This window comes from Hyphococcus aureus, from assembly GCF_042643165.1.
In the GTDB taxonomy this organism is placed as follows: Bacteria; Pseudomonadota; Alphaproteobacteria; order Caulobacterales; family Parvularculaceae; genus Hyphococcus; species Hyphococcus aureus.
In genome coordinates this window covers 1-24302 of record NZ_JBHRSH010000001.1, presented here as the reverse complement: position 1 = coordinate 24302, position 24302 = coordinate 1, and the positions used below count along the sequence as shown (strand labels likewise).

Genomic DNA, 24302 nt, shown 5'->3' with positions numbered 1-24302 from the left:
CTCGTCGGTTTCACTATGGCCAAGGAACTTATCGCTGATTTTTCACTTGGTCTGATCAATCGGACCGGCGCTTATTATATTTGCCGTGACATCATTGAAGAGTGCGCGGATCTTTTCAGCGACGTCTATTGCTGGCGGCTGAACAATTCCTATGCGTCAAACGATCTGGCGCGAAAAATCAGCGGTCGCCTGATGATGCTGGAATATCGGCTTCTTGGCGGCGGCGAGATATTTCAAATCAAAGCTTCCCGCAACGCCGACGGTGCGCGAACGGTCTTCATGGACCCGCTTTATGTGTTGCGCAGTCCATTGACGTCGCAGGATGTGGTCCTGTGTCACGATGTCGGTCCTATCACCCATTCCGATCTGTTTGATGAAGGAACCGTGGCGCTCTACCGTGGGGCGTATAATAAAATCCAGTCCGCTGCGCCCGGCATTATCTGTGTCAGCCGGACGACGGCGGATGCATTTCAAAACATCTATGGCGATGCATTCCGTTTTATCGAGGTCATTACGCTTTATCCGCGTCCCACGCCGTCCAGCTTGGCGACAGAAAAACCGGAGACCGTCACAAAGCCCTTTTTGTTGAGCGTTGGCGCTCTTGAGAAAAGAAAAAACTACGACAGGACCATCGCCGCTTTTTACGAGGCTGGCTTGAGTGACGACTATGAGCTTGTGATTTGCGGGCCGCGGGGAAACAGCGCGGAGGCGGTCGAGGAGGCTGTTTGCGACAAACCCGAAGTGCGTCTTTTGGGGCGGGTGTCGGACGCCGAGCTGGGCTGGCTCTATGAAAATGCGCATGCATTTGTGTTGCCGAGCCTGCTCGAAGGGTTTGGCGTTCCCGTAATCGAAGCCGCGCAGCAGGGGCTTGTTTGTATTGTCAGTGAAAAATCCGCGCAATCGGAAGCCATAAACGAAAACGCGATTCTCGTTGACCCAACGGACATTGCTTCCATTGCGAAAGGCATGCGTCGCGCGCTTGCGCTTTCGGAAACAGACAAGCAGCGCTTTATCGATGGTGCGAAAAATTACGCAGCGCAAATCACCAGGGATCGTTTTGTCCGCGAATGGCGCGCCTTGCTCACAAGAGAAATTGAAAGTCCATCGCCCAGGCCGGCGGCGCTGCAAACAACAGCGCCGGTTCAGGCGATTTATGAGAGCAGTTCATGATTATTTCGGACAAGCATCAGTTCGTCTTCATTCATATTCCAAAATGCGCCGGCTCCACAGTAAAGGCGGCCAATCGAAAATTATCCGACACGCATTTTTTCAGTGGGGAAATTACGCATCCCGAGTTGGGCAAGATTGAATGGCCGGTGCCAACCCATATGCCCCTCTGGGCGCTTGCGGACTACTATCCTGAGGTCTTTTCAAAAATAAAGGCTTACAAAGCCTTTGCTGTTGTGCGCGATCCTTTTGAAAGATTTGGCTCGGCTATTATGCAATATGGCCGTGAATTCCGGGGCCTGACGAGCGCTGAACTCACCAATGAGAAATTTGCGGAGCTTTGCCGGGAAGTCATCGCATGGCTGAAAGACAATCAGGTCGGCCTCAACCCGCATTACATCCACTTTACGCCTCAAGCGGATTATATACTGCTGGGTGAAGAGAGGGTCGTTAAGGAGTTATGTGTCGCTGGTAATTTTGCGCCGCTAAATAAATTCCTGCGCGAACATGAGCTGAACCCTGTGCCGGAAAAAGAGGCCCAGAATACAAGCGTCACGCCATCCAATCCAGTCATTGCGTTGATCATCAACAAGTCAAAACCGCTTTATCAATCCTATCTGTCGCCTCAAGTCAAAAAAAATGCATGGCGGCTGCTGATCAAGTTCGGATTATTCCAGCCGTCGATGAAACGCTATTCAGTGTTAAGAGAAGACGCTGACATCGCGGCGTTTATCGAAGAGTATTATGCGAGAGATTTCCCGCTGTATCGTGAGACCGTAGCGCGCTTGGAGGCGGCGTAATGACGAGAGTCGCACGAACCCCTGTGGAGCGCCGGTCATGAAGCAGTATGATGCGCCCGAAGTTTCGTGCATTTTGCCCGTCTATAATGGCGAAGGGTATATCGCCGAGGCGGTTCAGTCTGTTCTGGTGCAGACCTATGAGAATTTCGAACTCATCGTCGTTGATGACGGTAGCCGCGACGGGTCGCCGGCCATTCTACGTTCCTTCGCCGAGAAAGACCCGCGCGTAAAAATCATCACCAAACAAAATGGCGGTATCGTTAGCGCCTTGAATGCGGGCCTTGAGGCGGCGCGGGGGAAATATATCGCGCGCATGGACGCTGACGATATCATGTTTCCGAACCGGCTGGAGCTGCAGCGGAATTTTCTGGAAGCCCATCCCGATGTTGTGATGGTCGGCGGCCTGCTTCACAGCATTGATGAGCATGGGCGGGGCATTCAGGAGCCGGATAACCATAATGTCGGCAAAGATCCTGTCTTCATGCCGCACAATTTACTGATTTATCCGCCCAAGGCGCCGCGGCCGCTGCATCCCTTGATCATGCTTCGTAAAAAAGCGTTGCAGGAGATTGGCGGCTACCGAGATGCATATCGACATGTCGAAGATTACGACATGTATTTGCGCATCTGCAAATGTGGGAAAGTCGCTGATCTTCAGGAAATGCTTCTTTATTATCGCATTCACGGCGACAATATTTCTGTGCGGAATCTCCAGGAGCAGGAACAAAACGCCGCACGCGCCGATTTGGAAGCGGTCAAGAAAGAGCGGACAGCCAGCGGCGCACAGCCGCTGAAAATTTCACCCAGAAGTTTTCAGGGCTATGTTGATCTCCGCGTCTTCCGAAGAAATGTGAGTTACGGAAAATTCCGGCCGAAACATGCTCTGTCTGCATTGGTGAATATTCTGGGCGGCGCCATTCAGACAGAAAGACCGGTCAGCATCCGGCTCTTCCTGATGTGGGGGGTGAATGTGTTGCGTTCCCGGAAAGTGATTTTCCGGTAACGGTTGCCGCCGCGCTTCATCGCGCGCGGTCAAGAAGGCAAGCGCAGTGCGCTATAGACGGGCGGGAAAATGTATCAGGGCTTTCTAAGGCTTTTGCTGTCCCTCATCGTGGTCGTGTATCACTTCTTCAAGACGTCACCCATGCCGGGCCCTATCGCGGTAATGGCGTTCTTTCTGGTTTCCGGCTTTCTGATTTCCCGGGTCGTCGTCAAAACCTATTCAACGTCTGACGGCCTGAAGCGCTTCGCGGTGAATCGCATTTTGCGGCTCTGGCCGACTTATCTAGTTATTATTTTCTTTTCTGCGGCCGTTATCGCCATAGATCCCGCCGGGGCGAGCCGGGTGAACGCTGCGCTTTCCTGGCCCCAGTCAGTTGGGGGATGGGCGGCGCAGTTTTTCATTGTCGGGCTGACCCTTTTTCCCATGGATATTTATCCGCACCGCTTCGCGCCGCCGGCGTTCAGTCTTGCGATAGAACTGTTTCACTATGCGCTGATCGCCGTTGTCATTCGCGGCGATGCGATGCGAACATATGTCTGGCTCGGAGTCGGGATCCTTATCGCCGCTTACATTGTCATCGCGGGATTATATGGCGCTGCCTACTATTCATATTTCGGCCCGACGATCGCGTTTGCCGCCGGCGCAGCGTTGCATCTCGGTTATGACAAATGGCGAGACAAGGCGCGCAGATGGCTGGCCGGTAGGGAAAGCCTGTTCGCTGCGGCTGCGGTGTTCTGCTTTCTGATTTATGTTTTTGCGCAGGAAATTGCGGCGGTGTTCATCATTGTCGTGTTGGGAAAAGCCTCGAGCTTCGCAGGGGACATTCTTCCCGGCGCCAATGCGCTCATCTTGTACGGATCGATTCCATTTGCATGTCTGGCTTTTTTCGCGTGCATGATTGCGCCGCACCGCAGCGATACGGCGCCCAGGCGCTTTGTCTCCAAATTTTCGGATCTTTCAGGTGATCTGTCCTATCCGCTTTTCCTGGTGCATTGGCCTATGCTCGCCTTGACCGCCAAACTGGCGCCCTGGTGGGGCGTTTATGATTGGCGCTTGCGCGTACTCGCCATTGTGCTGAGCATCGTTTTTAGTCTTGCCGTCGTGTACAGCATAGAAAAACCGATGGAAAAAATACGCAACCGGGTCAGGCGTGGGGAGCCGGCCGGACAACCGGCGGCTTCGGCTCCGCGTCCAACTCCCGCAATGGCCGAAAGCCCGCAAAGCGGCGCCTAGCATGCGGTTTCCGCTATAAAGCGGTCATAGGCGTCGGACGCTCTGGCGAGCGCTTTTCGTTCCTTATCGGAAAGCTTCAACGCTTTCATATGCTGCGCCTTGCGCGCGACAATCTTTGAATGTTTGGTTGCTTCAAATGGATCCCCGACGCCCGGCTCCTTGACCACATCATCTGGCGCATATTGATTTTTTAATGGCGGCGACAACTCCAGCGCATAGGAAAGGCGCTTCAGTTTTTCTTCAGGGGCGGCGACGAGATCCTCGAAATTAATGCAAGTTTTCCGATCCGATCCGAAATGGAGCCAAAGATCACGCATTTGCTCCAGCCGTGCTTCGTAATAGGCGCAGGCTTTTAGAAAACTGCCATATTCGTTGGACCTGATTTTCTGGAACAGCCGGACAATTGAGGGAATGCTTTCCTCGGGCCGCCTAACCATGAAAATGGCGCGCGCGGAGAAAAAATCCGGCGGCGGATTGTCGTCCAGATGATTATGCAAAAGTTTGTCATATAAAAATTGCGCCTTGAACGTCCAGCGGCGCTTTTTGGCCTGATTAAGGGCAAGAAGGCCGGGCGTGGTTTCCTGTGTGTATGAAATATGGGCTTCGCCATAGCCGCTTATGTCGCCGCGTGAGCACAGAATATTGGATAATGCTGTGGACCCGCAGCGCATATGGCCAATCAGGAAAATACAGTTTTCATAGGAACAGGCAGGAAGGATAATGGATAGGCCGCGCCCGGCGACTCCCTTGAAGGCTTCACGAATTTCCATAACCGCCCCCGTCCCCTCGTTCAGGTGCGCTGAAGCTCATTCCTCTCGACCAATGTGAGTATATGATGTTTTTTGCTTTATGTGCACCGCAAAATCGATATTTTTGTGGAAATCTCAGCCGCTTGGCGCGTGACGCATCTTTTGCGCAAAATCGATGGAAGAACGGAACATTGACGCGGTTTAATCGGAAAAAGATATTGATGCAAAACAGCGTTTCATTATTGCTGCGCACTAAAATGCTGGGTGCGCCAGGGCATGATAGCGCATGAGCATCGTGACGATTGCAATTTGCACGCATAATCGTGCCGATGACGTTGAGGTTTGCTTGCGGTCAACATCGCCGCAGGCAAAAAAGCTCCGCCTGAAGATGCTGATTATTGATAGCGCTTCCGCACCCGATCAGGCGGCGAAATTAAAACAGTCTGCGGATGATCATGGCGCTTTTTATTTTCGGTGCGATGAGCCGGGCTTGTCCATTGCGCGCAACAGGGCGCATGAGGAGGCGGAAAACGAATGGATTGTCTATCTTGATGATGATGCGGTTCCCCATGAAGACTGGGCGGCGCGTCTCGTGGAAGCGCTTTCTGAGGCGGACACGTCGACGGCCGTTATCGGCGGAAAAATTGCGCCGCGCTGGCCCGATGGGGTGGATGCGAACCACATTACGCAACGCTGGATGCTATTGCTTTCCTGTGTGACGGATGAAGGCGTCGGCGAGGTGTCCGAAGGGCACAATATTTGCGGCGCCAACTTCGCTGTCCGCCGCAGCGCGCTGGAGGCGGTCGGTCTGTTTCCCCTCGGCCTTGGCCGTATTGGCGCCCGCCTGATCAGCGGCGAAGAAGCCTATGTAGTCGCACGGTTGGAAGAGCTAGGATTTGCGTCGCGCTATGACAGTGCTTTTGTGGTGGATCACGTTATACAAGCTGAGCGCATGCAATTGGAATGGGCGGCGAAAAGGGCTTACTGGGAAGGGTTTTCCCGGGCGCGTCTGTTCAAGAAGCTGGGAAGACCTTTGCCACCGGCGATGAACCCTTTAAAACTTGCTGCTTCTCTGCCAGCGCTTTTTGGATTGAAGACATTTTCGTCCGATCCCGATTTCGCCATCCGATACAATATGGCGCTCGGATCGCTCGCAGAACAATTCGCGCGCACATAAATGCACGGCGTCAACTATGAGCGACGGAATGACTGCTTGCAAAAGCAGGGGCCGCGCGCAAGCACAAGGCGACGCCGCTCAGCAGGCCGAAAACCAGACCGGGATCGGGAGAGGGCGCGGAAACCGATCGGGGAATAAGAAGCGCGATCACCGTCCAGCTTGCGGCAGCGCCAACGAGGTTTCTGGGATTCATCTGGCGGTGCGTGTAATAGGTCGAGAACCGAAAGGCTTTCAGGACGCTTGCAAGATGCGCCGTAAACGTCACCAGACCGAAAACGCCCATACTGCCAAGAATTGCAGTGAGAATACTGGAGGAGCGGAATGATCCGGGGCCAACGCCTAGCCCCCAGGATACAAAGAAAGCGTCGATACCTTGCCTGGCCCAGAACATGCGCTGCATGCCCGAAAAGGATTCTGATTTTTCAACCGTGAGGTCGGCGAAAGTTCGCGCCAGCGTGTTGGCGAAAGAAGGCGCAAACAGGGAGGTTGCAGCGACGCATAAGAGCGCCAAAGCGCCGGCGCCCATTAACGCCAGTGTGTTTCGACCTCTTATGGAGCCGGGCGTGAAAAAGGCGCGAAGCAGCAGAACGGCTCCATATCCGCCAAGCGCGACAAAAGCGGTTGAGGAGAGTGAGAAGACAAGGGCGATAAGAAGAAGGGCGGCGGCGGCGCCGGTCAGCCGCGGATAAAAACCGCGCAACCACAATTCAAAACACAAAACAAGCCATATAAAACCGACATTCGCATATTCAGAAGCCTCGGGCAAAATGCCGTTCATGCGCGAAAGACCGGCGATGGTGTGATCGGTTTGTGAATATTTTGCATTTCTGAAAAACGCCAGAAACTCTTCATAACCGGTGCCGCTCAGCAGGAAATCCGAGAGGCCCAAAAAGGCGTGAAGAAGGCCAACCAGCGCTGCGGCTTTTGCGAAGGCCAGATGCGCGTTGGCTCTTTTCATCGCGATATAGGCGCAGAGGGCGGCGGCCATTGTGCCCAGGAGGTAGACGCCTGTTGTAATATTTTCAGGCGCGAAACGTAGCGGCGTCACGGCGAACATGTCGCGGGAAACGATTGGAGTCATGGGCGCCACTTCCATCGCGCCTGAAAAAATAAAAGGCAAGGTAAGCGCCGCGACAAAACCAAATATGCAGAAGAAAACAAGGTAGATATTCTGAAGAACCGCTTCCGGCACAATTCCGGACCGGTATCGCCCCGGCAAGAAGGCGCTAGCGCATAAAAAAACCAGCCCGAACACTGCGGGTTGGATGGAAGCATTGCCGAGAGCGGGGATGACGATCGCCGCAGAGCCGCCCATGAGGCTGAAAAACATCAGGGCTATCAGTAAGGCGAGGGGGCTGCGCCAGATCAGCAAAGGCGTGCATATGGCGAGCACCAGCAAACCGAAGATGGTGAAGCTCATTATGCGCAATCCCGTTCAGCGGCGGAGATTGCTGCGCGCATATTTTCATCGAAGGCTGGCGTCGAAAACCGGGAAGCGTTTTCAATGGCGTCGCCGGGATCGAAATGGGGCAGCCAGCTTTCAAATTCGGTGATGGTTTGCGTCAGAGACAACGCCGTCTGTTCTTTGAAAAAGATTCCGGTTTTACGGTCGATGATTGTTTCCGCGGCGCCGCCTTTGCCGTAGGCGATAACCGGTCGCCCGGCCGCGTTCGCCTCCACGGGAATAATCCCGAAATCCTCCTCCGCCGGAAAGATCAGCGCGCGGCAATTGGCGTAGGCTTGGCGCAGCTCCTCGAAACTCACATGAGGCAAGATCGTAATGTTTGACTTCGCGCGCCTGGCAATTGATTTGGAAAGCTCGCCTTTTCCAATCATCAATAGCGGCGCCTTTAATTCGTTGAAGGCGTCGACAACAATATCGGCCCGTTTGTAAGGGGTCATTTGTCCGACCCAGAGATATTTGTCGCTTACATCATTGGACGGTTGAAAAAGGTCTGTCGCAACCGGAGGATAGACGACGCTTGCGTCGCGGCCCCAGCTTTTCTTGATGCGCTTGCGGATAAAATTGGAGTTTGCAACGACGCTGTCGATCCGCGCCGCCGTGGAAATGTCCCACATGCGAAGATAGTGAAACAAAGGCGGCATGACCGTTCGGCTCATCACGCCTGCCTGGCTTCGATAGTCGTGATAGTGATCCCAAAGATAGCGCATAGGCGAGTGGCAGTAACAAATATGAAGCGCATCCGGCGCCGTGATGACGCCTTTGGCTGGACCGGATTCGCTGCTGATGACGAGATCGTATCCTCTTAAATTCACCTCTTCGAGCGCGGCGGGCATGAGAGGCAGATATTTCTGGTAATGTTTCTGCGCGCCGGGAAGTTTGTTGATGAAAGTGGTGATTACTTTCCTGTCCCGAATAATCTCAGAGACGGCTTCGCGGTCATAAACATGCGTAATGATGTCGGCTTGCGGATACAGGTGCAGCAGGCGCTCCAGCACGCGTTCACCGCCGCGCATGCCCACAAGCCAGTAATGGACAATCGCGACGCGCGGATATTTTTTCAGCGTATCCATGGAGAAATCCGGGGCGATTGGCGCGCTATGGTTCTATGCACTGCTCCGCACTTTGTAATAGTCTTTGTACCGATGGTAGTAGTAATAGGGATCGCCAATAGCGAAACGAGACTGCCGTTTCGCATTCACCTGGGTCAGGACGACGCCCATCGTGTCCCGCACGCGCGCAGGCAAAAGCCGAATTGTTTCGCGGATGGCGTCGCGCGAGGTTTTACGCCAGTGGACCGCCAGCACCACAAAGTCGGCATAGGCGGCAAGCTCGCGCGCTTCTGAGACGGGCAGGATAGGCGCGGCGTCAAGGATGACAAAGTCAAACCGTTCGCGCAGGGAAGCGATAAGCGCGCCAAAAGCGCCTTCATGATGAAGCCGGGATTTCCTCGGGAAGCGCTGGGTGATGGGTAGAACCGCACAGCCGGATTCCTCGTCATAGACAAGCGCCTGATCGAGTGTGGCCTTGCCTTCAAGTACGGCTTTCAGGCCGGGAGAATTTCCGGTGTCAAAAATCTTGGACAAGCCGGTGCGCATCCGATCGCAATCGACAACCACCGCGCGTTTGTTTTGTGCGGCGACGGCGGCGAGGCAAGCGGAGAAAGTCGACTTGCCTTCACCGGGAAGGGCTGAGCTGACGTAAATGACCTGCGACTTTTTTGGCGACGCCATAAACTCAACGGATGTGAGAATGCTGAATATTGCTTCGCGCAATGGGGAGCCATCGCAATGAACGACAGTCTTCAGCGCTGTCTCCTTGCGCTGCTTAAAGGATTTGTTGAGCGGCATGATGCCGAGGCTTCTTACGTTCAGCTCACGCTCAACTTCTTTGTTGGTCGTCAGTCCTGAAAAATTCATCTCTGTGATGAGGCATATCGCTGCGCCGAGGATCACGCCAAAGATCGCGCCAAAGCCAAGATTGAACATGATATTGGGCTTGCTGGGGGAGCCGGGCGTTCTGGCTTCGGAGAGAATGCGTGAGTCCGATTCCTCAATGCCTTCGCGCGCAACGGTTTCCTTGAAGTTTTCCAGATAGCTTTCATAGAGCGCTCTGGATGTCTCGGCCCGGCGTTGTAAATCGTTGAGCTCCGCCTCTGCGCGGTTATTGCGTACGAGATTGGATTTTGCGTCCTCGAGACTCTCGGTCATAGAGGCGACGCGCTGACGCGAAACGCGGGCCTGCGCCGCAAGTCCAGATATGATGCGGTCAATTTCCGCTTGGATCGCCAGATCAAGGTCCGCGAGTTTGCGTTCCTCTTTTTGAAGCTCCGGGTGTTCTGGACCGTAGCGGCCGCGAAATTCTGCGACCTTTACGCTCAGCGCAGCGCGTTGGGAGCGAAGAGACGAAACGACGCTTGAAGAGAGGGATTCGCTCAGATTATCTCCGAGCGACCCTTCGGCGAGCGCAGCTCTGGCTGTGGTGAGGCGCGCTTCGTCTTCGGCGGATTTGGCGTTCGCCAGCGCCAGTTGTTGATTGAGAGCGGAAATATCCTGCTCCGTCAGGGTGACCCCGGTAGAACTCAGCATGTCGTTTTCAATGCGGAACTGCTGAACCCGCTGATAATCTTCCTTGGCCTGCAGGCTTAGCTCGTCAATGCGCGCCCTGAGAAAGTCCGCCGTTCGCTGGCCGTTCGTTCTTTTCTGAGTCAGCTGATCGGTGACATAGGCTTCGGCAAAGGCGTTGGCCATCGCGGCGGCTTTTTGCGGATTGCTGTGTTCATAGCCAATGCGCAGGGAATAGCTGTCGCCAATACGCACGGGCATGAGACCGCTTCTGGCGATATCGATAACAAGAGGTCTCGCCGCTTCAATGTCCTCTTCTGAAAGCTCTACAACGGGCGGCGCTTCGCCTTCAAAATAGTCGATTAACCGGGCCAGTCCCTTTGGCTCCTTGCGCAGACGGGGGTTGAAATCCGGATCGTGGATAAGATCGAGTCTATCGACGACGACTGCTGCAAGGTCGCGCGAGCGCAGGATGCGTAATTCCGTATTCACTTCGGAGTCGCCTCGCGGCAGCCGGCTGAGGACCGAAAAAACTTCCGGCGCCGGATTAATGGCGCGCGTGTTGAGGGCGACTTCAGCCTGGGCGTAGTAGGTTTTCGGCTGGCGCAGCGTCAGCGCCGCCGCCGCGAGGAACACCATGATGGTGATGTAAGTGAAAAGCCTGACCCGCCGGAAAAAGAAGCTGAGGATCAGCTGGAAATCGAGCCGGTCGTCGTCCATGCGGTCATATCGGGAGGAGTATTGCTGAGGCGCAAGCCGCTCCGCAGGCGGTTGCGCGTCGCTGTTCCCCGTAAATATTTCCGGCAGACTCACAATATCACCTTCACTGGATCAGAAATTATGCCAACCGGTCGAACCATAGAGACACCCTATATCGCAAATACAAGTTTGGCGGTGAGGCGAGTGGAGTCAGAGTCATTAAATAGCGGAAAGTCAGCATTGGCGGATCGTCCGCTATAGGCGGCCTTCACCTCAACGCCGATATTTCTGTTTACCTTGTAGGTGGCCGAGAAATCCCCGAGATAACGATTGACCGAACCGTCGATGTTTTCAAAATTATCGTGGGTCATGCTGAAAGAGGTTCGCAAATTTAAATTGCGCAGTAATTCATAATTTACTGACACCGCTGCACGGGTTTGCGACACCGCTGAAATTTGTTCAAAGTTGCTCGTTGTGATGTTCTGGTCGGCCTGCAGGGATACGCTGATCAGCGTTGTCGGATACCAATCGATTTCGGCCCGAACGCTGAGCCCGCCAAAATCCGAAAAATTGTCGCTTTTGAAATCGTTGTTGCGATAGCCGACAGACACTGAGCTCGTGATCAGTTCCGTTACATTATAGCTGAATCCACCCCTGAGCGCAGTGTAGTCAGAATCGCGGTCACAGCAGTCCCGGTCGTCTTTATATTGATATTGGGCCAATGTGCCGGTTGCGAAGAAGGCGGCGGACTCGCTGACATCATAAGACGCACGCAAACGTCCTCCCAAAAAGGTGCGGTCTCTGAAGTCCTGATCGGCGACGGCGCCGTCTCGCGATGTATAGTCCGTGGACGTTACGAATAATTGGGGGGCTACTTTGGCGCGGCCAAAGGCGTGCGCGAATAACAAAGAGGCGGAGTAAGTCTTGATCCCGATCGGGGCGCCGTCGCCAAGATCATTTTCAGCCGTGCCGCGAAAGGCGTCTCTGGAGTTGAAGGATGTATTCAACGCAAAACCGGTATTGTCCTTGATCGGACCGGCTAGCGTTGCGTTGACGCTATAGTCGCTTCGATTTTCGCTGGTTTCTTCAAAATACTGTTTAAGCAGGCTGCGCCCTGAGACTTCAGCGCGAAGGGAGCCCCATTGCTTGCGAGCGCGCAACCGCGGTTCGATAATCGCCGCGCTGTCAGAAGCAACCTCGTTTCGGTTTCCGGAGCGGGCGTAAACGTTTGAGTCGTGTTCAATCCCGACCTCTAACGCGGGGAACACTTCAACGCCGCCCAGTCTTAAACCAAGGGGTTGATAACCGGGCAGGGCGCGGCTGCCCGCGACATTCGGCGGCGCGGCGTCGAAGATCTCCTGCGCGGCGGCGTCCATATAGACTCCGCTGAACACGCCGCCACTGACGACGAGCGCTAAAGCCTTTGCTTCCCTGCCAGATTTGGTGCGTTGCAACACCCCACCTTCGAGGGTGTTCATATCAGGATGCGAGCGAACGTGACGCGCGCTTCGCGCATTTTCGGATAAACGGAGAAACCGCCTGAAAACAGGAGGTTGATACATAGGGCTTGGGTTTATCCTCGCCACGAAAGCCACCCCCAGTCAACAATTTGAGGTGGGCTACGCAACCACAAATTTGTTGAAATTCACCTTGGCCTATTATATCTATGTTGCAATGCAATACAAGCGAATTTCGCGTTCGCAACATTCGCTTGGGCCTAGCGCCGCCTTGGATTTTTAGCCAGCAACGGAGTGACAAAGTGCGGGTTCGGCGACCATGGCGGCTCGTGGTGAGCGTCTTCGCGCTGCTTGCATGTCTGGCTGGATTGCTGGTCATTGGCTTGAGTCAGTTGGCTGAACAGCGTCCGGCGCTCGATATTTATAATCATGCAATGCCGTACTGGCTGATTTTATTGGCGTTTATCGCGCTGACGTCAGCATGGTTTGTCTGGTCCGCCGGACACAAGACCGTTTTGGCGGCGCCGGCCCTGCTTTTCGCGGCGACGCTATATCTCAGTTGGGTTTTCATTGGTCCGGAAATCGCCGGTTTTGTTCGGCCGCAAAGGGCGCCCGCCGCGCCTGAGGCGCTTAAAATTGTATCTTACAATTTGAACATGCGTAACTCCGCCGGGCCGGTCGCGGCTGAATGGATCGCCGCTCAAAAGGCGGATATTGTCCTGCTGCAGGAGGCGGGCGATCGATCCCGTGAAATCCTCGATGCCCTGATTACGCAATATCCGTATCAGATAGACTGCCTTAGCTCCAAAGCGCATTGCTCAACCCTGATTTTGCTGCGCGAGCCGCCACGTTTTTCCAAAGGATTGGCGAAAGGGGATCCGCAAAACCGCAAAACGCTCTCCGCCGCCTATGCGGAAAGCTGTTTTTCCGGCGCCCTTACGCGAATTGTTTCGGTGCATCTTTCGCGTCCCGGCGGCGCGCGCAAGCAAGAGCGCGATATGGTGCGGCTCGCAAAAGAGATGGAGCAGTTTCCTCCTGACTCGATCATTGTCGCCGGCGATTTCAATGCAACCCCGTGGTCATTCGCCCTGCGGGACCTCGACCATGCGCTTGGCGTGAAAAGAATAACCCATGGCCTGATGACCTGGCCGGCGGATGACCCTTATTTGCCGCCGCTTTTGCCAATCGATCATGTCTATGTCGGGGACCGCTTCCAGGTGAGAGATATCCGCCTCGGTCCCGCAAACGGTTCCGATCATCGTCCGGTTATTGTGAGTTTGGCCCTGAAAACAACTGCAGGCGCGACGAGCGACAGTGACGCGGAATGTCTCTGAGGCGGCATAGCAAGGAGTTCCGCCTGCTTGTCGCGGCAACGAAGTCACCTGCTGAAATCGTTCGTTTTTTCAAGATTGACGGCACCGGTGACGAGTTGAACTGGACCTTGTTTTTGTCGCTGGCGCAGCGCCACCGTGTGACCGGTCTCGTTGCCGCCAATTTGCTAGCGGTCGCGGATCAGCACGACGCGGGCGCGGCGCCGCCGGAAAGCATTCGCCGCGCGTTGCAGGACTGGCGGCAAAAAGCGTTGCTCTTGGAGGTGAGGGCGCTTGCAGAGTTAAAGACTGTTTTGCGTGCTTTTCAGGACCGGGGAATGGAGCCTCTTCTCCTGAAAGGGTTATCCATGTCGCACTCAGCTTTTGACCAGTTGGGGCTGCGCCACAACCGCGATATTGACCTCCTTGTCTCGGAGACTGAAGTCGATGAAACGCAAAGATTGCTGGGCGGCATCGGTTTTTTGCGCGTCGAACCCGCCGCGAACGCATCAGAGGCGTTGGTGAAAAAGTGGCGTGACATTAAAAAAGACTTTGTCTTTATGAACCCCGGGACGGGCGCCATTGTCGAGGTGCATTGGCGCTTGTTTGACAATCCGCATCTTTGTCCCAAAGCAGGCGCTGCGTCGCAGAAAATTGTTCTGTTCGATCAGGTCGAATGCAACACCCTGACGGATAGTGAGAATTTTCTTTACCTATGCCTGCATGGCGGCCAGCACGCCTGGTCGCGGCTCAAATGGCTTGCAGACGTCTATTGGCTGATACAAAAAGATCCGTATACAGATATTGATGCTTACTGTAGGAACGCTGTGGCTGCGGGCTATGGCAACGCTATCGGCCAGACGATGATCTTGCTTCGTGATCTTTACGGTCAGCCGTTGCCGGCGGCGGGCGCCGATGCGGCGAAGCGTTTCGGCGCGAGGCTGCTCGCACTGTGCGCCAGGGTCACCATGACCAGAGGCGAGGCGCGGGAGATCGAAGATCTATGGCTGGGCTCTACTTTCAAGAACTTGGGGCATTACTTCCTGACAAGTAAACGCCAATACTTGTTAGCAGAAATGAGGGATGACATTTATGAGAAACTCCATTTTGACGCGAGAATCGGCTAGAGGGCGATTTTTTCTAATTTCCTGGTTAAATTTTGTGCACCTGCGGTCATAAAAACGTTGACGATACGTAAGGAAGAATGCAAGGATTTCGCATCTGCAACAAATGCGGGGGATATTGGCTATGACTGACAAGCTTAACTACGAAGCTCCGGAGTTGGAATTGGTCGGCTCTTTTGAAGAGGTCACGCTGGGCAACAGCACGGGTGACGATCTTGACAAAGACTTTGTCGCCGGCACCAGCTTCAACGACCTGACATTTTCTTGAGGATGTCCTTGCGGCAATCTGGCGGGTAGTGTTCCGTCGGATTGTCGAAGTTGCGTAATCCCATGACTCAATCTGTCAAAGTCGATGCGGAAGGTGTAGTTTATACTACAGTATCCGATGGAGCCGTATTACTGAATACGCGCACCAATGTTTATTACTCGCTCAACCCTGTCGGTGCGGATATCTGGAAAAACCTGCTCCAGGACAGGCAAGAGGGCGCAATTATCGCTGATCTGGTCGCAAGATACGACGTCGCTGAAGAGCGCGCGACGCAAGATTTTCATTCTCTGATTGAAAAGCTTGAAAAAGCGGGATTGGTGATCTGCGATGAGGGCGTTCGCTAGGACTTTTTTCCAATTACGTCTACGCGACATGCGGCTTGTCGCATTGGCCTGGTTGCTGAATGTTTTTATTCGCACAGGCCTTACACTGACCTCCTATAAATTTCTTGAGCCACTGCTTCCTGCAAAGCCGAACGGACCTGCGGCGCCGGAAGCTTTTTTACGCCGGGTGCGCTTTACTGTTTTCTACTCAGGCAAAGCGGTTCCGCGATGCACTTGTCTTGTCCGCGCGCTTACTGCACGCACACTTCTTGCAATGAAAGGACATTCATCGACGCTCCATGTCGGTGTGGCGAAAAATCCCGGCGCGCAAATGGAGGCGCATGCCTGGCTCACCAGCGGAGACAGCGTTGTCACTGGTGAAGAGGGGTATGACCTTGCGGATTACGCGATCCTTCCCGTCGGACCATCCTAGATGAGCGGGGTTTTCGGTGTCTTTTATAAATCCGCTGAGGCTGCGCCGGTAGAAGCGCTTGAGGAAGAGGCGCGGCGGATGGCGGTGTCGCTCCGCCATCGCGGCCGGGATGATATCAAAATCTCTACCTTTGCGGATGGGTTCATCGGCCATGTCCTGAAGGATACCGGCTGCAACGGACTTTATCAGGACGAAGACGGCTATATCGCCGTTCTTGACGGCCGTATTGATGCGCTCTCCGGCGCGCCACCGCAAGGCGGTGGCGACTTTGTCCTGCGCGCCTTTCTGGACGCGTTCAAAACGTGCGGATCTGCGTTCCTCGCAGGTGTCACAGGCGACTTTGCACTTGCCATATGGGATCCGAATGGGCGTGAATTGTTTCTGGCGCGCGACCGTTTCGGCGTTTGCCCTCTTTATTTTTGCAACCCGGCGCACGCCTTCGCCTTTGCGTCAGAAACGCCAGCCCTGATCGCCGCCTGGCCGGCGATGGGCGAGGCCCTTTGTGAAGATGTCATTGTTGACTATGTCGCGGGCGCTGTTTCGCAAGATCATAGCGAGACAGTTTTCCGGAAAATATCGCGCCTGCCGCCGGCCCATGGCATGAAGATCAACGCTGCCGCAACATCTTTATTTCAATATTATGATTTGGGCGAACATACGGCGCGCGCGCCAGATATTTACGCCAGGGAGGGGGATGCCGCTGCGCAGTTTCGGTTCTTGCTGAACCAGGCTGTCGATCGCCGTTCGCATGGCAGTGGCGAGGTCGGGTGTATGCTCAGCGGCGGTCTCGATTCGTCCTCAATCGTATGCCTTGCCGCAAAAACCGCCGCAAAAGAGCAAAAGAATCCACTCCTGACGGCGTCACTCGTTTATGGATACGGCGAAGGGGAAGATGAAAGCTTTTACATCGATGCGGTTAACCGCAAGGCGGGCCATGTCTCGCCATTGCGCATCGACGCCAGTCATGTCGCCGCGTTCGGCGAGGTGGATAAAGCCCTCACCGCTTTTGGCCGCCCACCCTTTTCACTGAATTGTGCGACAGCGTCGTTACTGATCGATGAGACTGATCAAGACGGGAGGGTGCGTATTCTCCTCGACGGGTCAGGCGGCGATGAAGTTGTGTCGCGCGGCGCAAATTATCTCGTGGAGTTGGCGCAACAGGGAAACGTCTTAGCACTGTGGAAGGAAATAGATCCCGACAGTCTCGGCGCCAAACGAACGAACCGCACCGAAATTTTCCGAACGCTGATGCTGAAACATTCTCCGCTAACGGGGCCGTTAAGATCTATAAAAAAAATGGCTCTCGGCGGGACACGCTGTGATGGCGGTGTTTTGTCATGGGCGCCTTTTTTGCGCGGGCCTGCGCGTTGCCTTGAGGCGCCTGAGCGTTACGAGCCTGCGCTGATACGTGAAAGGTTGAGCTATGGACAACAGGAGCATCTGCGGGAGCTTCTGGATGCGCGCCAGGCGCTCTCGCTTGAAATGCTCGATCATCAATCAGCGCACAGCCATCTTGAAGTCCGCTATCCGTTTTGGGACCAAGATCTTGTTGAATTCTGTGTTGGGTTGCCAAGCAGGGAAAAATGGCGGGACGGGTTCGGGCGCTCTATTCTGCGCCGGGGGCTGGCTGACGATTTGCCGAAAGAAGTCGCTGAACGCCGTGACAAGTATAATTTCGCCGGGCGCTTTTTGAGTAGTTTGCGGGCGGCCGACGGCCTTCAGCGCATGTCGGCTGTGCTGTACGAAAAAGCCGGTCTTGTCGACCCTTATGTCAATGTGGAGTATTTCCGGACTGTTCTTGCGAATTTTAAGGATGAGCAATCTGCTGTGAGCATTCAAAATCTGTACGCTTTATGGCGAGTGACAATGTTATCGGCATGGCTGGAAAGCAGGCAGAGCGCATGACATCTCAGTGTCGCTATTTTTACAGCTGTTATGGTTTTCTAATCGAATCTGAGTTTTTCCTGCCGGAGCTTGATCCTGCGCCGCAAGGTGATGCCGATATCATTGTCAGCAACCGACCAGATGTCTTGTTGAACGAACAGCCTCCAGAGGGCGGTCAGCCGGCGTTTCTGCCTGATCTGCAAATTTTCGACTTTGCGAATGTGGCGCGGCTGGAGATTCATAACGCGACGGAAATTCGCGTCGGCCTCCGTCCCGGCATCAGCGAGGACTGTCTGGGCCTGCCGCTGCTTGGTCCGGTGTTGGCGACGCTGATGCATTATCGCGGCAGGCTTGTCATCCATGGCAGCGCGATTGTGGTTGGTCATGAACTATGGGGCTTTGTCGGCGACCGCGGCGCGGGGAAGTCAACCATGGCGGCGTTTTTGATCCGGCAGGGCTTCCCTCTGTTTAACGACGATCTCATCTCCATCGGTTTTCCGTCTGATTCCGCTCCGGTGGCGCATCCGGGTTACGCCGCGACAAAGATCATGAAGCAAGCGTTCGACCGAGTGGGCGGGCTTGAAGGAGACATTCTGGAAACAGGGGGCCTGCCCTATAAAAAAATGCGCATCAGGTTAGCGCAAAAGCCGACATCGGAAGCGATGCCGCTCAGCCGTCTTTGCCTGCTCAAGCGGGGAGAGACGGCGAGCCTGCAAGAAAAGTCGGAGCGCGAAGAGTTGAACGCGGTTTTCCAACACATCTATATGCGCAAATATGGCGCCGCTCCGGCCGCGGACGGAAGGGCGCAGGCATGGTTCGAGCAAAGTGCGGCGCTCGTAAAGACGACGCCCGTCAACGTCCTAACCGTCCCCTCAACGCTGGATCGCATGCCAGAAGCGGTTGAGCTTGTTTCCAAGAGCGCAGGCCTATGACGGCGCAACCTGCAACACCACTGACAGTCTTCTCTCTCATCCGCACCGTCGCGCAGGCGACAGGCGCCAGCTTTGTAAAGACGGTGGCGCTCTTGTTGCTGGCGGGGCTGACCGAAGGGTTGTCGATTGTATTGCTGGTTCCGATTATCGGCGTTTATGGCGGCGCTATTGGCGATTTTGAAGCGCCCGGTCTCGGCGCCGACGCGTCGGCGGCTGTGCAACCGCTGTTTCATAGTCTGCCGCTGTTGCTTTTCGGCTTGGTGTTGTTGATCGCCGCGCGCGCTTTTCTAGTGCGTATGGCGGAACTGACAAACGCAAAACTGATTCAGGATTACTGTCTGATGACGCGCCAGTCGCTTTTTGAGAGCGTCGTCAATGCAAGCTGGTCTTTCCTCGCTTCTTTAAGGGGCGCGGATATCAATCATTCCCTGACGGCGGATGTGGATCGAATTCAGACCGCGCTGATTTCATTGATGACGCTCATTCGGGCCTGTGTGATGGCGCTGGTCTATGTGATTGTGTCGCTGTTCTTTTCCTGGAAAATGACCTTGATTGCGGCGTTGCTGGGCGGCGCATTGTTGTTATTGCTGGCGCCCTTGCGGCGCCGTGCGCGCCTTTATGGGACGCAATTCAGTCAATTGCGTCAGCGCCAATATCACATCATTGGTGATTTCATCGACAGTATGAAGGCGTCGAAGGCTTTTTCGACGGAACAGGATTTCTTTGAAAAACTGAAGACGTCTCTGCGCGCCATCCGGGACGCTACGCTCAGTTTCACTAAGGCTGCGAGCCTGGCGCAAATGTGGGTGCAGATCGGGTCCGGCGCCGCGCTGGCTGTATTTGTTTATCTCGCGCTTGACCGCTTTGACTTATCCCCTGCGGCGACCATCGCCATGATTGTCGTCTATCTTCGGCTCTCCCCGAGAATTTTATCGATCCAGCAGACGATCCAGACCCTGAACGCCAATATGAATGCGCTTGAGGTGGTGCTTGCCTTGAAGGCGCGGTGTCTGGCGCATGAAGAACCCAGAGATGCGCAAGGGCAGGCGCCGCTGACCCTGATGCGGGGTATCCGCTTTGAAAATGTCGGCTTCAATTATGAAGCCGGGCCCGCTGTATTATCCGGCGTCAGCCTGAACCTGCCGGTGGGCGCGATCACGGCGATTGTCGGGCCGACCGCAAGCGGGAAAAGCACCTTCGCAGATCTTCTGATGGGCCTGACCTCGCCGTCGGAAGGCGCCATCTATATTGACGAAGCCCGCCTTGACGACGGCAACCGGCGGGGCTGGCGCGCCATGGTCGGATATGTGCCGCAGGAAACATCGCTTATGCACGATACGGTGCGGGCGAATTTGCTCATGGGCGCGCCTGAGGCGAGTGACGCGGATATTCAGAACGCCTTGCGACTCGCGAAAGCGGACAAATTTGTCGCCGACATGAAAGATGGTCTCGAAACGGTCATAGGTGACCGGGGCGCCTTTATGTCAGGCGGCGAACGCCAGCGTCTTGCACTGGCGAGAGCGATCTTGCGCGCGCCAGCATTATTAGTGCTCGATGAAGCAACAAGTGCGCTCGACTGGGAGCATGAGTACGCGATTATTGAAGGGCTTAAAGAACTCCGCGGGAAAATGACGATCCTTGTCATTGCGCACCGGCCATCGATTCTGGACGCTGCCGATCAGATTATTGTCCTGAAGCGGGGGCGGGTCATTGAGTCTGGAGCCGCTGACACAGTGCTGGGCGAGAAGGGCGGCTATGTCTGGGAAATGACGCAAGATCAGCGCAGATAATCTTTAGGCTGAGAAAAGATCAGCAGCGCTGAACCTCGAAAAAATATTGCGCAGTGCAGCATTTTTGTTTGCTAAGCAGCATAATTGCGTCTTATGCTGCGGGAGCAGCCCGCATCGTGCGCCGCAATGCAGGCCTCAGGCTAAGAGGGACTTGTTATGAGCAATCCGGCGTCTTGGCGCGAAACATTGAAAGACTATAAGCGGGAGGTTTATTGCGATTACCTCTCATGCCGCTCTTTCTTTGACGGCGCGTCCGAGGCGTCGCGCCAGCATGTAAACTGGCTTTTTATTTTGACCTTTCCCAATGGCGGGTCAACGGCTCTGGCGAAATTGCTCCTTACATCGCCAAGCACGGTTTCGCTAACGCCAAATGCGGAAGGGCAATGGTTGATCCCGTCCATGACCCGTGCGCGCGACAGGTGGGACGAGAACTATTCCCTTTCCTATCGCAAAGTGCGCGCCGTGTGGCTGGATCAGGTCAGGAAAAAGACATCCGGTCCGTGCCTTGTCGTTGAGAAATCGCCGCCGAATATGGTTCGCTATGACAAGCTCTTGTCATCATTCGACGGGATGAAAACCGATTTGATCACCTTCACGCGCGATCCCTATGCGGTCTGTGCGAGCTGGCACAAGCGCTATGATACGGATGAGATGATTTCGAACTGGAGCCTGCCTTGTGACGAGGGCATGCCGGAATTTCAACGCTTCGAGCATCTGGCGGAGATCTGGTTGCGCATGGCGCGTTACATTCTGGCGGCGCGCCCGCATGCGCGATTGAATTTGAGATATGAAGACTTCACGGCCGATGTGCCTGGCGCCGCGAAATCATTATCCAGCGAGATCGAAATGCTGAGCGATATCTCTCTGGAGGCCAAGGTCAAGGTCAAGGATTACCCGGACCAGAAAATCATCAATATGAATGACCGGCAGATTTCACGCTTGTCTGACGAGCAACGCGCTGGCCTGACGTCTGGCCTCAGCAAGGATCGCGACACACTCGACGCGCTTCACTATCAGATTTTATGAAGGATTTTTGTCACAAGCGGGGGGCTTGGAAATGTTTAAACGCAACGCGCTCGGGTTAAATTCCGCGGTGGAGCGGGTGGCCGCGAAAATTACGGCGGTGCGCCAGCAAAATATCATCGGCAAGGCTGACGCCTATTATGAACAGGGGGAAGCCGAAAAGGCGCGCGCTGAATATCAGCGTATTATTCATGTTGCGAAAAGGAAAAAGCCGCGGATATTGCCGACCTACGCGTTCCAACGGGCGGGCGAATTTGGCTATCACTCTATTGATTTGCCGAAATATAAAATCGCCTATTTCCCGATTCCAAAAAACGCCTGCACATCCCTGAAATGGCTTTTTTACGAGCTCATCTACGGCGCGCCTTTTGATTCTCAGCACCCTCTTGGCACCATTCACAAGTTCTTTCGGGGGGGCACCATGCTTGCCCACAATCCGAACTATGCCGATCGTTGCAAAGTCGTTGTTATCCGCGATCCCATACAGCGTTTTATCTCCGCTTACCGCAATCGCATCCTCTATCATCAGGATGTCGCCTCGCTCTATGCTGAAAAGGGGCTGAGTGAGGCGCCGGAGATCAATCAGTTCGTCGATGACCTGGAGTTTTACATGCGCCGCTCGCGTGTAACGAACCACCATTTCGGGCTTCAGTCTTTGTATTTGACGGGCGATTTTTCGTTTTTCGACAAAATCTATCCGATTGAACAGCTCGGTGAGTTGGTTGCGTTCCTGTCCGACACGGTTGGCCGGCCTCTTGAGTTGCCTCGGAAACAGGCAGGCGGGCCGAAAGTGACGTTGCAAGACCTGTCGCCGGAGTCTTTTGCAAAACTATTGGCGTTTTATGACGCCGACTATCAGTTCCTCGGCGATTATTATTCCGCCGACCATATCAAGGCGCTTTATGCAGCGTAGCGCGGCGTCAGCGCAATTCATGCCGATAATTTGACGCAACTTAAAATCTCAATTTTTTCACAACTATAGCTTTCAGCGATTTAATGGCGCGCAGTCGTGCAAAACTCTCGCCGATGAGCGATGATCATTTTCAACGCATGAAACATCTCTTGAGATGTAAATGAGTGATCCATCGGCGCAGAGTTGAAAATGATTTTCTTGCAAAACGTCCGGCGTAAATCGCGGCGGTTGAAATGACCGAGAGTGTAGCGTGACGGATGAGCCGCAAGCGCCTTTGATGGCTGTTCCGGAGTATCGGAACAGCGCGCGCCGACAGCGGTCACTTTCCTTTTCAACTAGCGGCGCCGGCGGATTGTCCGGTTCCAGCCTTACCAAAAGTTTTGTTGCGACGCGGCAAAAATACGTTGCACTGCACACAAAACTTGATAAGCTTTACTCAAGGTCAACGGCATTTGTTCGTATTCCTTGCTGGGGGTTGTTCATATGGAGCGTATTCCTAACTTCGGGCTTGCAATGCGGGGACGTATGACACACCCGCTTGATAAAGCGCACGCGCCGGGCGCCACGGCGTCAGCCACGCAAATAAAGACGCGCAGCATCGGCCCCTTGACGCGCGTCTTCGACATAGTTTTTGCTGTCGCCGCCATAGTGTTTTTTGCTCCGCTAATGGTTTTTATCGCCATTGCTGTCGCCATGAGCAGCCCGGGCCCGGTCATTTTTGCGCATTCGCGTGTGGGGCAGAACGGCAAGCTGTTTCCCTGCCTGAAATTCCGCACCATGGTGGTGAACGCTGACGAAGAACTTCAGCGCGTGTTGAAGTCATCGGCCGCCGCCCGCGCCGAGTGGGAAACTGACCACAAATTGAAGAACGACCCGCGCATCACGCCGATTGGCAAGTGGCTGCGCAAATTCAGCCTCGATGAGCTGCCCCAGCTGTTCAATATTCTGATCGGGCAGATGAGCGTTGTCGGTCCGCGCCCGATCGTCATTGACGAGATCAAGAAATACGGAAAGTTCTTCGACGATTATTGTTCCGTGCGGCCGGGCCTGACCGGCTTGTGGCAGGTCAGCGGGCGTAACGACATCAGCTATGATGCGCGCGTCCAACTGGATGTCAGCTATGCGAGAAACCGCACTTTGCTTCTTGATATGAAGATTGTGCTGCAGACGGTGCCCGCGGTGATCGCCTTCCGCGGAAGTTATTAGGCTCAAGGCCAACAGATTTTATCGTTGCTGAAAAGAGCTATGGCGCGCTTCAAGGCGCGCCATCTTCCGTTTCTGTGCTTGTTGTTGGCGTGACTGAACCGGCGCATTGATTGCGGGAAGCGGCGTGGTTCGGCGGCGGCGCAGGGATCGCTTTAGTTTAAGAACGTCACGATGATCGCGGCGACAAAAGCCCAGGACAACAGACCCAGAATAATCATGACGAACACACGGTCGCGCGCCGGGATCTTTTTGTCCTCTGCGCTGGCGTCGCTATAGGCTTCGCTTTGTTTTGCGTGTGTGGACTCGCGTTTCAGCAACCCTGAGAAAAGGGCCAGCGGCGCCTGATAGAGTGCTTTTACGTTCATTTCCTCACGTCCCGCTCGCGCTTTTATTCTGTTTAGCGCACAGCTTTTTAATAAGAGTGTAACGGAAGAGAAGAGGCGTTCCTATAATTTTTAAACAAAATTGACATATATGTTGCAGCGCAGCGAGGGCGGGGGGCCCGATATGCCGAAATTTGCGAGGTGCGAAGACGGCATTTGGACGCCGCAGTCAGGTCACCGCAGGCGTGAAAAAGAGATGGCTCTGCTCAAATGCTGGACGGCGAGCGGGTGCGCCCCTATTGGCCGCTATCTTTCATCTCCGCCCGGAACGATAATGGTCTGCCACCGAAATAGTGGTCCGATGAATCTGTTAGTCTCGGCTTTGAAAGAGGAGCTGAGACATGGCGAAAAGAGCCAAACCGGAAGAGATCATTGCGAAGCTGCGTGAAGTTGAAGTCCGCC

The 24302-nt window shown here is 54.6% G+C and carries 22 protein-coding genes; 16 read left to right on the top strand and 6 right to left on the bottom strand.

What is annotated here, in order from left to right; genetic code table 11:
• Positions 1-15 precede the first annotated feature (15 nt).
• From ACFOOP_RS00110 to ACFOOP_RS00095, 4 genes are all read left to right on the top strand, one after another.
• On the top strand, positions 16-1170 hold the full coding sequence (locus ACFOOP_RS00110; RefSeq protein ID WP_379878487.1) for a glycosyltransferase family 4 protein: 1155 nt from the start codon (positions 16-18) through the stop codon (positions 1168-1170).
• The gene (locus tag ACFOOP_RS00105) at positions 1167-1967 is read left to right on the top strand and encodes a sulfotransferase family 2 domain-containing protein (protein ID WP_379878485.1); all 801 of its coding nucleotides are present in this window, start codon (positions 1167-1169) and stop codon (positions 1965-1967) included. The genes ACFOOP_RS00110 and ACFOOP_RS00105 overlap by 4 nt, the downstream gene beginning before the upstream one ends.
• 37 nt (positions 1968-2004) lie before the next feature.
• A complete protein-coding gene (locus ACFOOP_RS00100; protein ID WP_379878483.1) occupies positions 2005-2970 on the top strand; it encodes a glycosyltransferase family 2 protein in 966 nt (321 codons plus the stop codon).
• Positions 2971-3039: 69 nt separating this feature from the next.
• Positions 3040-4203: an acyltransferase family protein gene (locus ACFOOP_RS00095; RefSeq protein ID WP_379878482.1), complete on the top strand. Its 1164-nt coding sequence runs from the start codon at positions 3040-3042 to the stop codon at positions 4201-4203.
• On the opposite strand, the gene ACFOOP_RS00090 is transcribed toward ACFOOP_RS00095, so the two are convergent.
• Positions 4200-4973 carry a sulfotransferase family protein gene (locus tag ACFOOP_RS00090; RefSeq protein WP_379878480.1) on the bottom strand — a complete coding sequence of 258 codons (774 nt, stop codon included), beginning with the start codon at positions 4971-4973 and terminating at the stop codon, positions 4200-4202. The genes ACFOOP_RS00095 and ACFOOP_RS00090 overlap by 4 nt on opposite strands.
• 265 nt (positions 4974-5238) lie before the next feature.
• Here ACFOOP_RS00090 and ACFOOP_RS00085 point away from each other — a divergent pair, with 265 nt between their 5' ends.
• Positions 5239-6129, top strand: a complete 891-nt coding sequence (locus ACFOOP_RS00085; protein WP_379878479.1) for a glycosyltransferase family 2 protein — start codon at positions 5239-5241, stop codon at positions 6127-6129.
• Between the two features lie 10 nt (positions 6130-6139).
• Here the strand turns inward: ACFOOP_RS00085 and ACFOOP_RS00080 are convergent, their stop codons facing one another.
• Genes ACFOOP_RS00080 through ACFOOP_RS00065 form a run of 4 tightly spaced genes read right to left on the bottom strand, consistent with a single transcriptional unit; the run spans position 6140 to position 12332 of the window.
• Entirely contained in the window at positions 6140-7549 is a 1410-nt protein-coding gene (locus tag ACFOOP_RS00080) for a glycoside hydrolase (RefSeq protein WP_379878477.1), read from the bottom strand.
• Entirely contained in the window at positions 7549-8664 is a 1116-nt protein-coding gene (locus tag ACFOOP_RS00075) for a glycosyltransferase (RefSeq protein WP_379878475.1), read from the bottom strand. Before ACFOOP_RS00075 ends, ACFOOP_RS00080 begins: the two co-directional genes overlap by 1 nt.
• Positions 8665-8697: 33 nt before the next feature.
• Entirely contained in the window at positions 8698-10968 is a 2271-nt protein-coding gene (locus ACFOOP_RS00070; RefSeq protein ID WP_379878473.1) for a GumC family protein, read from the bottom strand.
• 56 nt (positions 10969-11024) lie between these two features.
• Positions 11025-12332, bottom strand: coding sequence for an outer membrane beta-barrel protein (locus ACFOOP_RS00065; RefSeq protein WP_379878471.1), 1308 nt, complete (start codon positions 12330-12332; stop codon positions 11025-11027).
• 281 nt (positions 12333-12613) lie between these two features.
• Between ACFOOP_RS00065 and ACFOOP_RS00060 the strand changes: the two genes are divergently transcribed.
• From ACFOOP_RS00060 to ACFOOP_RS00010, 11 genes are all read left to right on the top strand, one after another.
• Positions 12614-13645, top strand: coding sequence for an endonuclease/exonuclease/phosphatase family protein (locus ACFOOP_RS00060; protein ID WP_379878469.1), 1032 nt, complete (start codon positions 12614-12616; stop codon positions 13643-13645).
• On the top strand, positions 13636-14748 hold the full coding sequence (locus ACFOOP_RS00055; protein ID WP_379878467.1) for a nucleotidyltransferase domain-containing protein: 1113 nt from the start codon (positions 13636-13638) through the stop codon (positions 14746-14748). The genes ACFOOP_RS00060 and ACFOOP_RS00055 overlap by 10 nt, the downstream gene beginning before the upstream one ends.
• Before the next feature lie 121 nt (positions 14749-14869).
• Complete coding sequence (locus ACFOOP_RS00050; RefSeq protein ID WP_379878465.1) at positions 14870-15013, top strand: lasso RiPP family leader peptide-containing protein; 144 nt, start codon at positions 14870-14872, stop codon at positions 15011-15013.
• 62 nt (positions 15014-15075) lie between these two features.
• Positions 15076-15357 (top strand): lasso peptide biosynthesis PqqD family chaperone, encoded by a 282-nt coding sequence (locus tag ACFOOP_RS00045; protein WP_379878463.1) that lies wholly within the window; start codon positions 15076-15078, stop codon positions 15355-15357.
• The gene (locus ACFOOP_RS00040; RefSeq protein ID WP_379878461.1) at positions 15341-15769 is read left to right on the top strand and encodes a lasso peptide biosynthesis B2 protein; all 429 of its coding nucleotides are present in this window, start codon (positions 15341-15343) and stop codon (positions 15767-15769) included. The genes ACFOOP_RS00045 and ACFOOP_RS00040 overlap by 17 nt, the downstream gene beginning before the upstream one ends.
• Complete coding sequence (locus ACFOOP_RS00035) at positions 15770-17674, top strand: asparagine synthase-related protein (protein WP_379878460.1); 1905 nt, start codon at positions 15770-15772, stop codon at positions 17672-17674.
• Positions 17671-18585: a phosphoenolpyruvate carboxykinase (ATP) gene (locus ACFOOP_RS00030; RefSeq protein WP_379878458.1), complete on the top strand. Its 915-nt coding sequence runs from the start codon at positions 17671-17673 to the stop codon at positions 18583-18585. The genes ACFOOP_RS00035 and ACFOOP_RS00030 overlap by 4 nt, the downstream gene beginning before the upstream one ends.
• Positions 18582-20375 (top strand): ABC transporter ATP-binding protein, encoded by a 1794-nt coding sequence (locus ACFOOP_RS00025; RefSeq protein WP_379878456.1) that lies wholly within the window; start codon positions 18582-18584, stop codon positions 20373-20375. Before ACFOOP_RS00030 ends, ACFOOP_RS00025 begins: the two co-directional genes overlap by 4 nt.
• A 156-nt stretch (positions 20376-20531) precedes the next feature.
• Entirely contained in the window at positions 20532-21401 is an 870-nt protein-coding gene (locus tag ACFOOP_RS00020; protein ID WP_379878454.1) for a sulfotransferase, read from the top strand.
• A gap of 31 nt (positions 21402-21432) precedes the next feature.
• Positions 21433-22311, top strand: coding sequence for a sulfotransferase family 2 domain-containing protein (locus tag ACFOOP_RS00015; protein WP_379878452.1), 879 nt, complete (start codon positions 21433-21435; stop codon positions 22309-22311).
• A 525-nt stretch (positions 22312-22836) separates the two neighbouring features.
• Positions 22837-23517: a sugar transferase gene (locus ACFOOP_RS00010; RefSeq protein WP_379878450.1), complete on the top strand. Its 681-nt coding sequence runs from the start codon at positions 22837-22839 to the stop codon at positions 23515-23517.
• A 152-nt stretch (positions 23518-23669) separates the two neighbouring features.
• Here ACFOOP_RS00010 and ACFOOP_RS00005 read toward each other — a convergent pair whose 3' ends face one another.
• Positions 23670-23882, bottom strand: a complete 213-nt coding sequence (locus ACFOOP_RS00005; RefSeq protein ID WP_379878448.1) for a hypothetical protein — start codon at positions 23880-23882, stop codon at positions 23670-23672.
• Positions 23883-24302 lie beyond the last annotated feature (420 nt).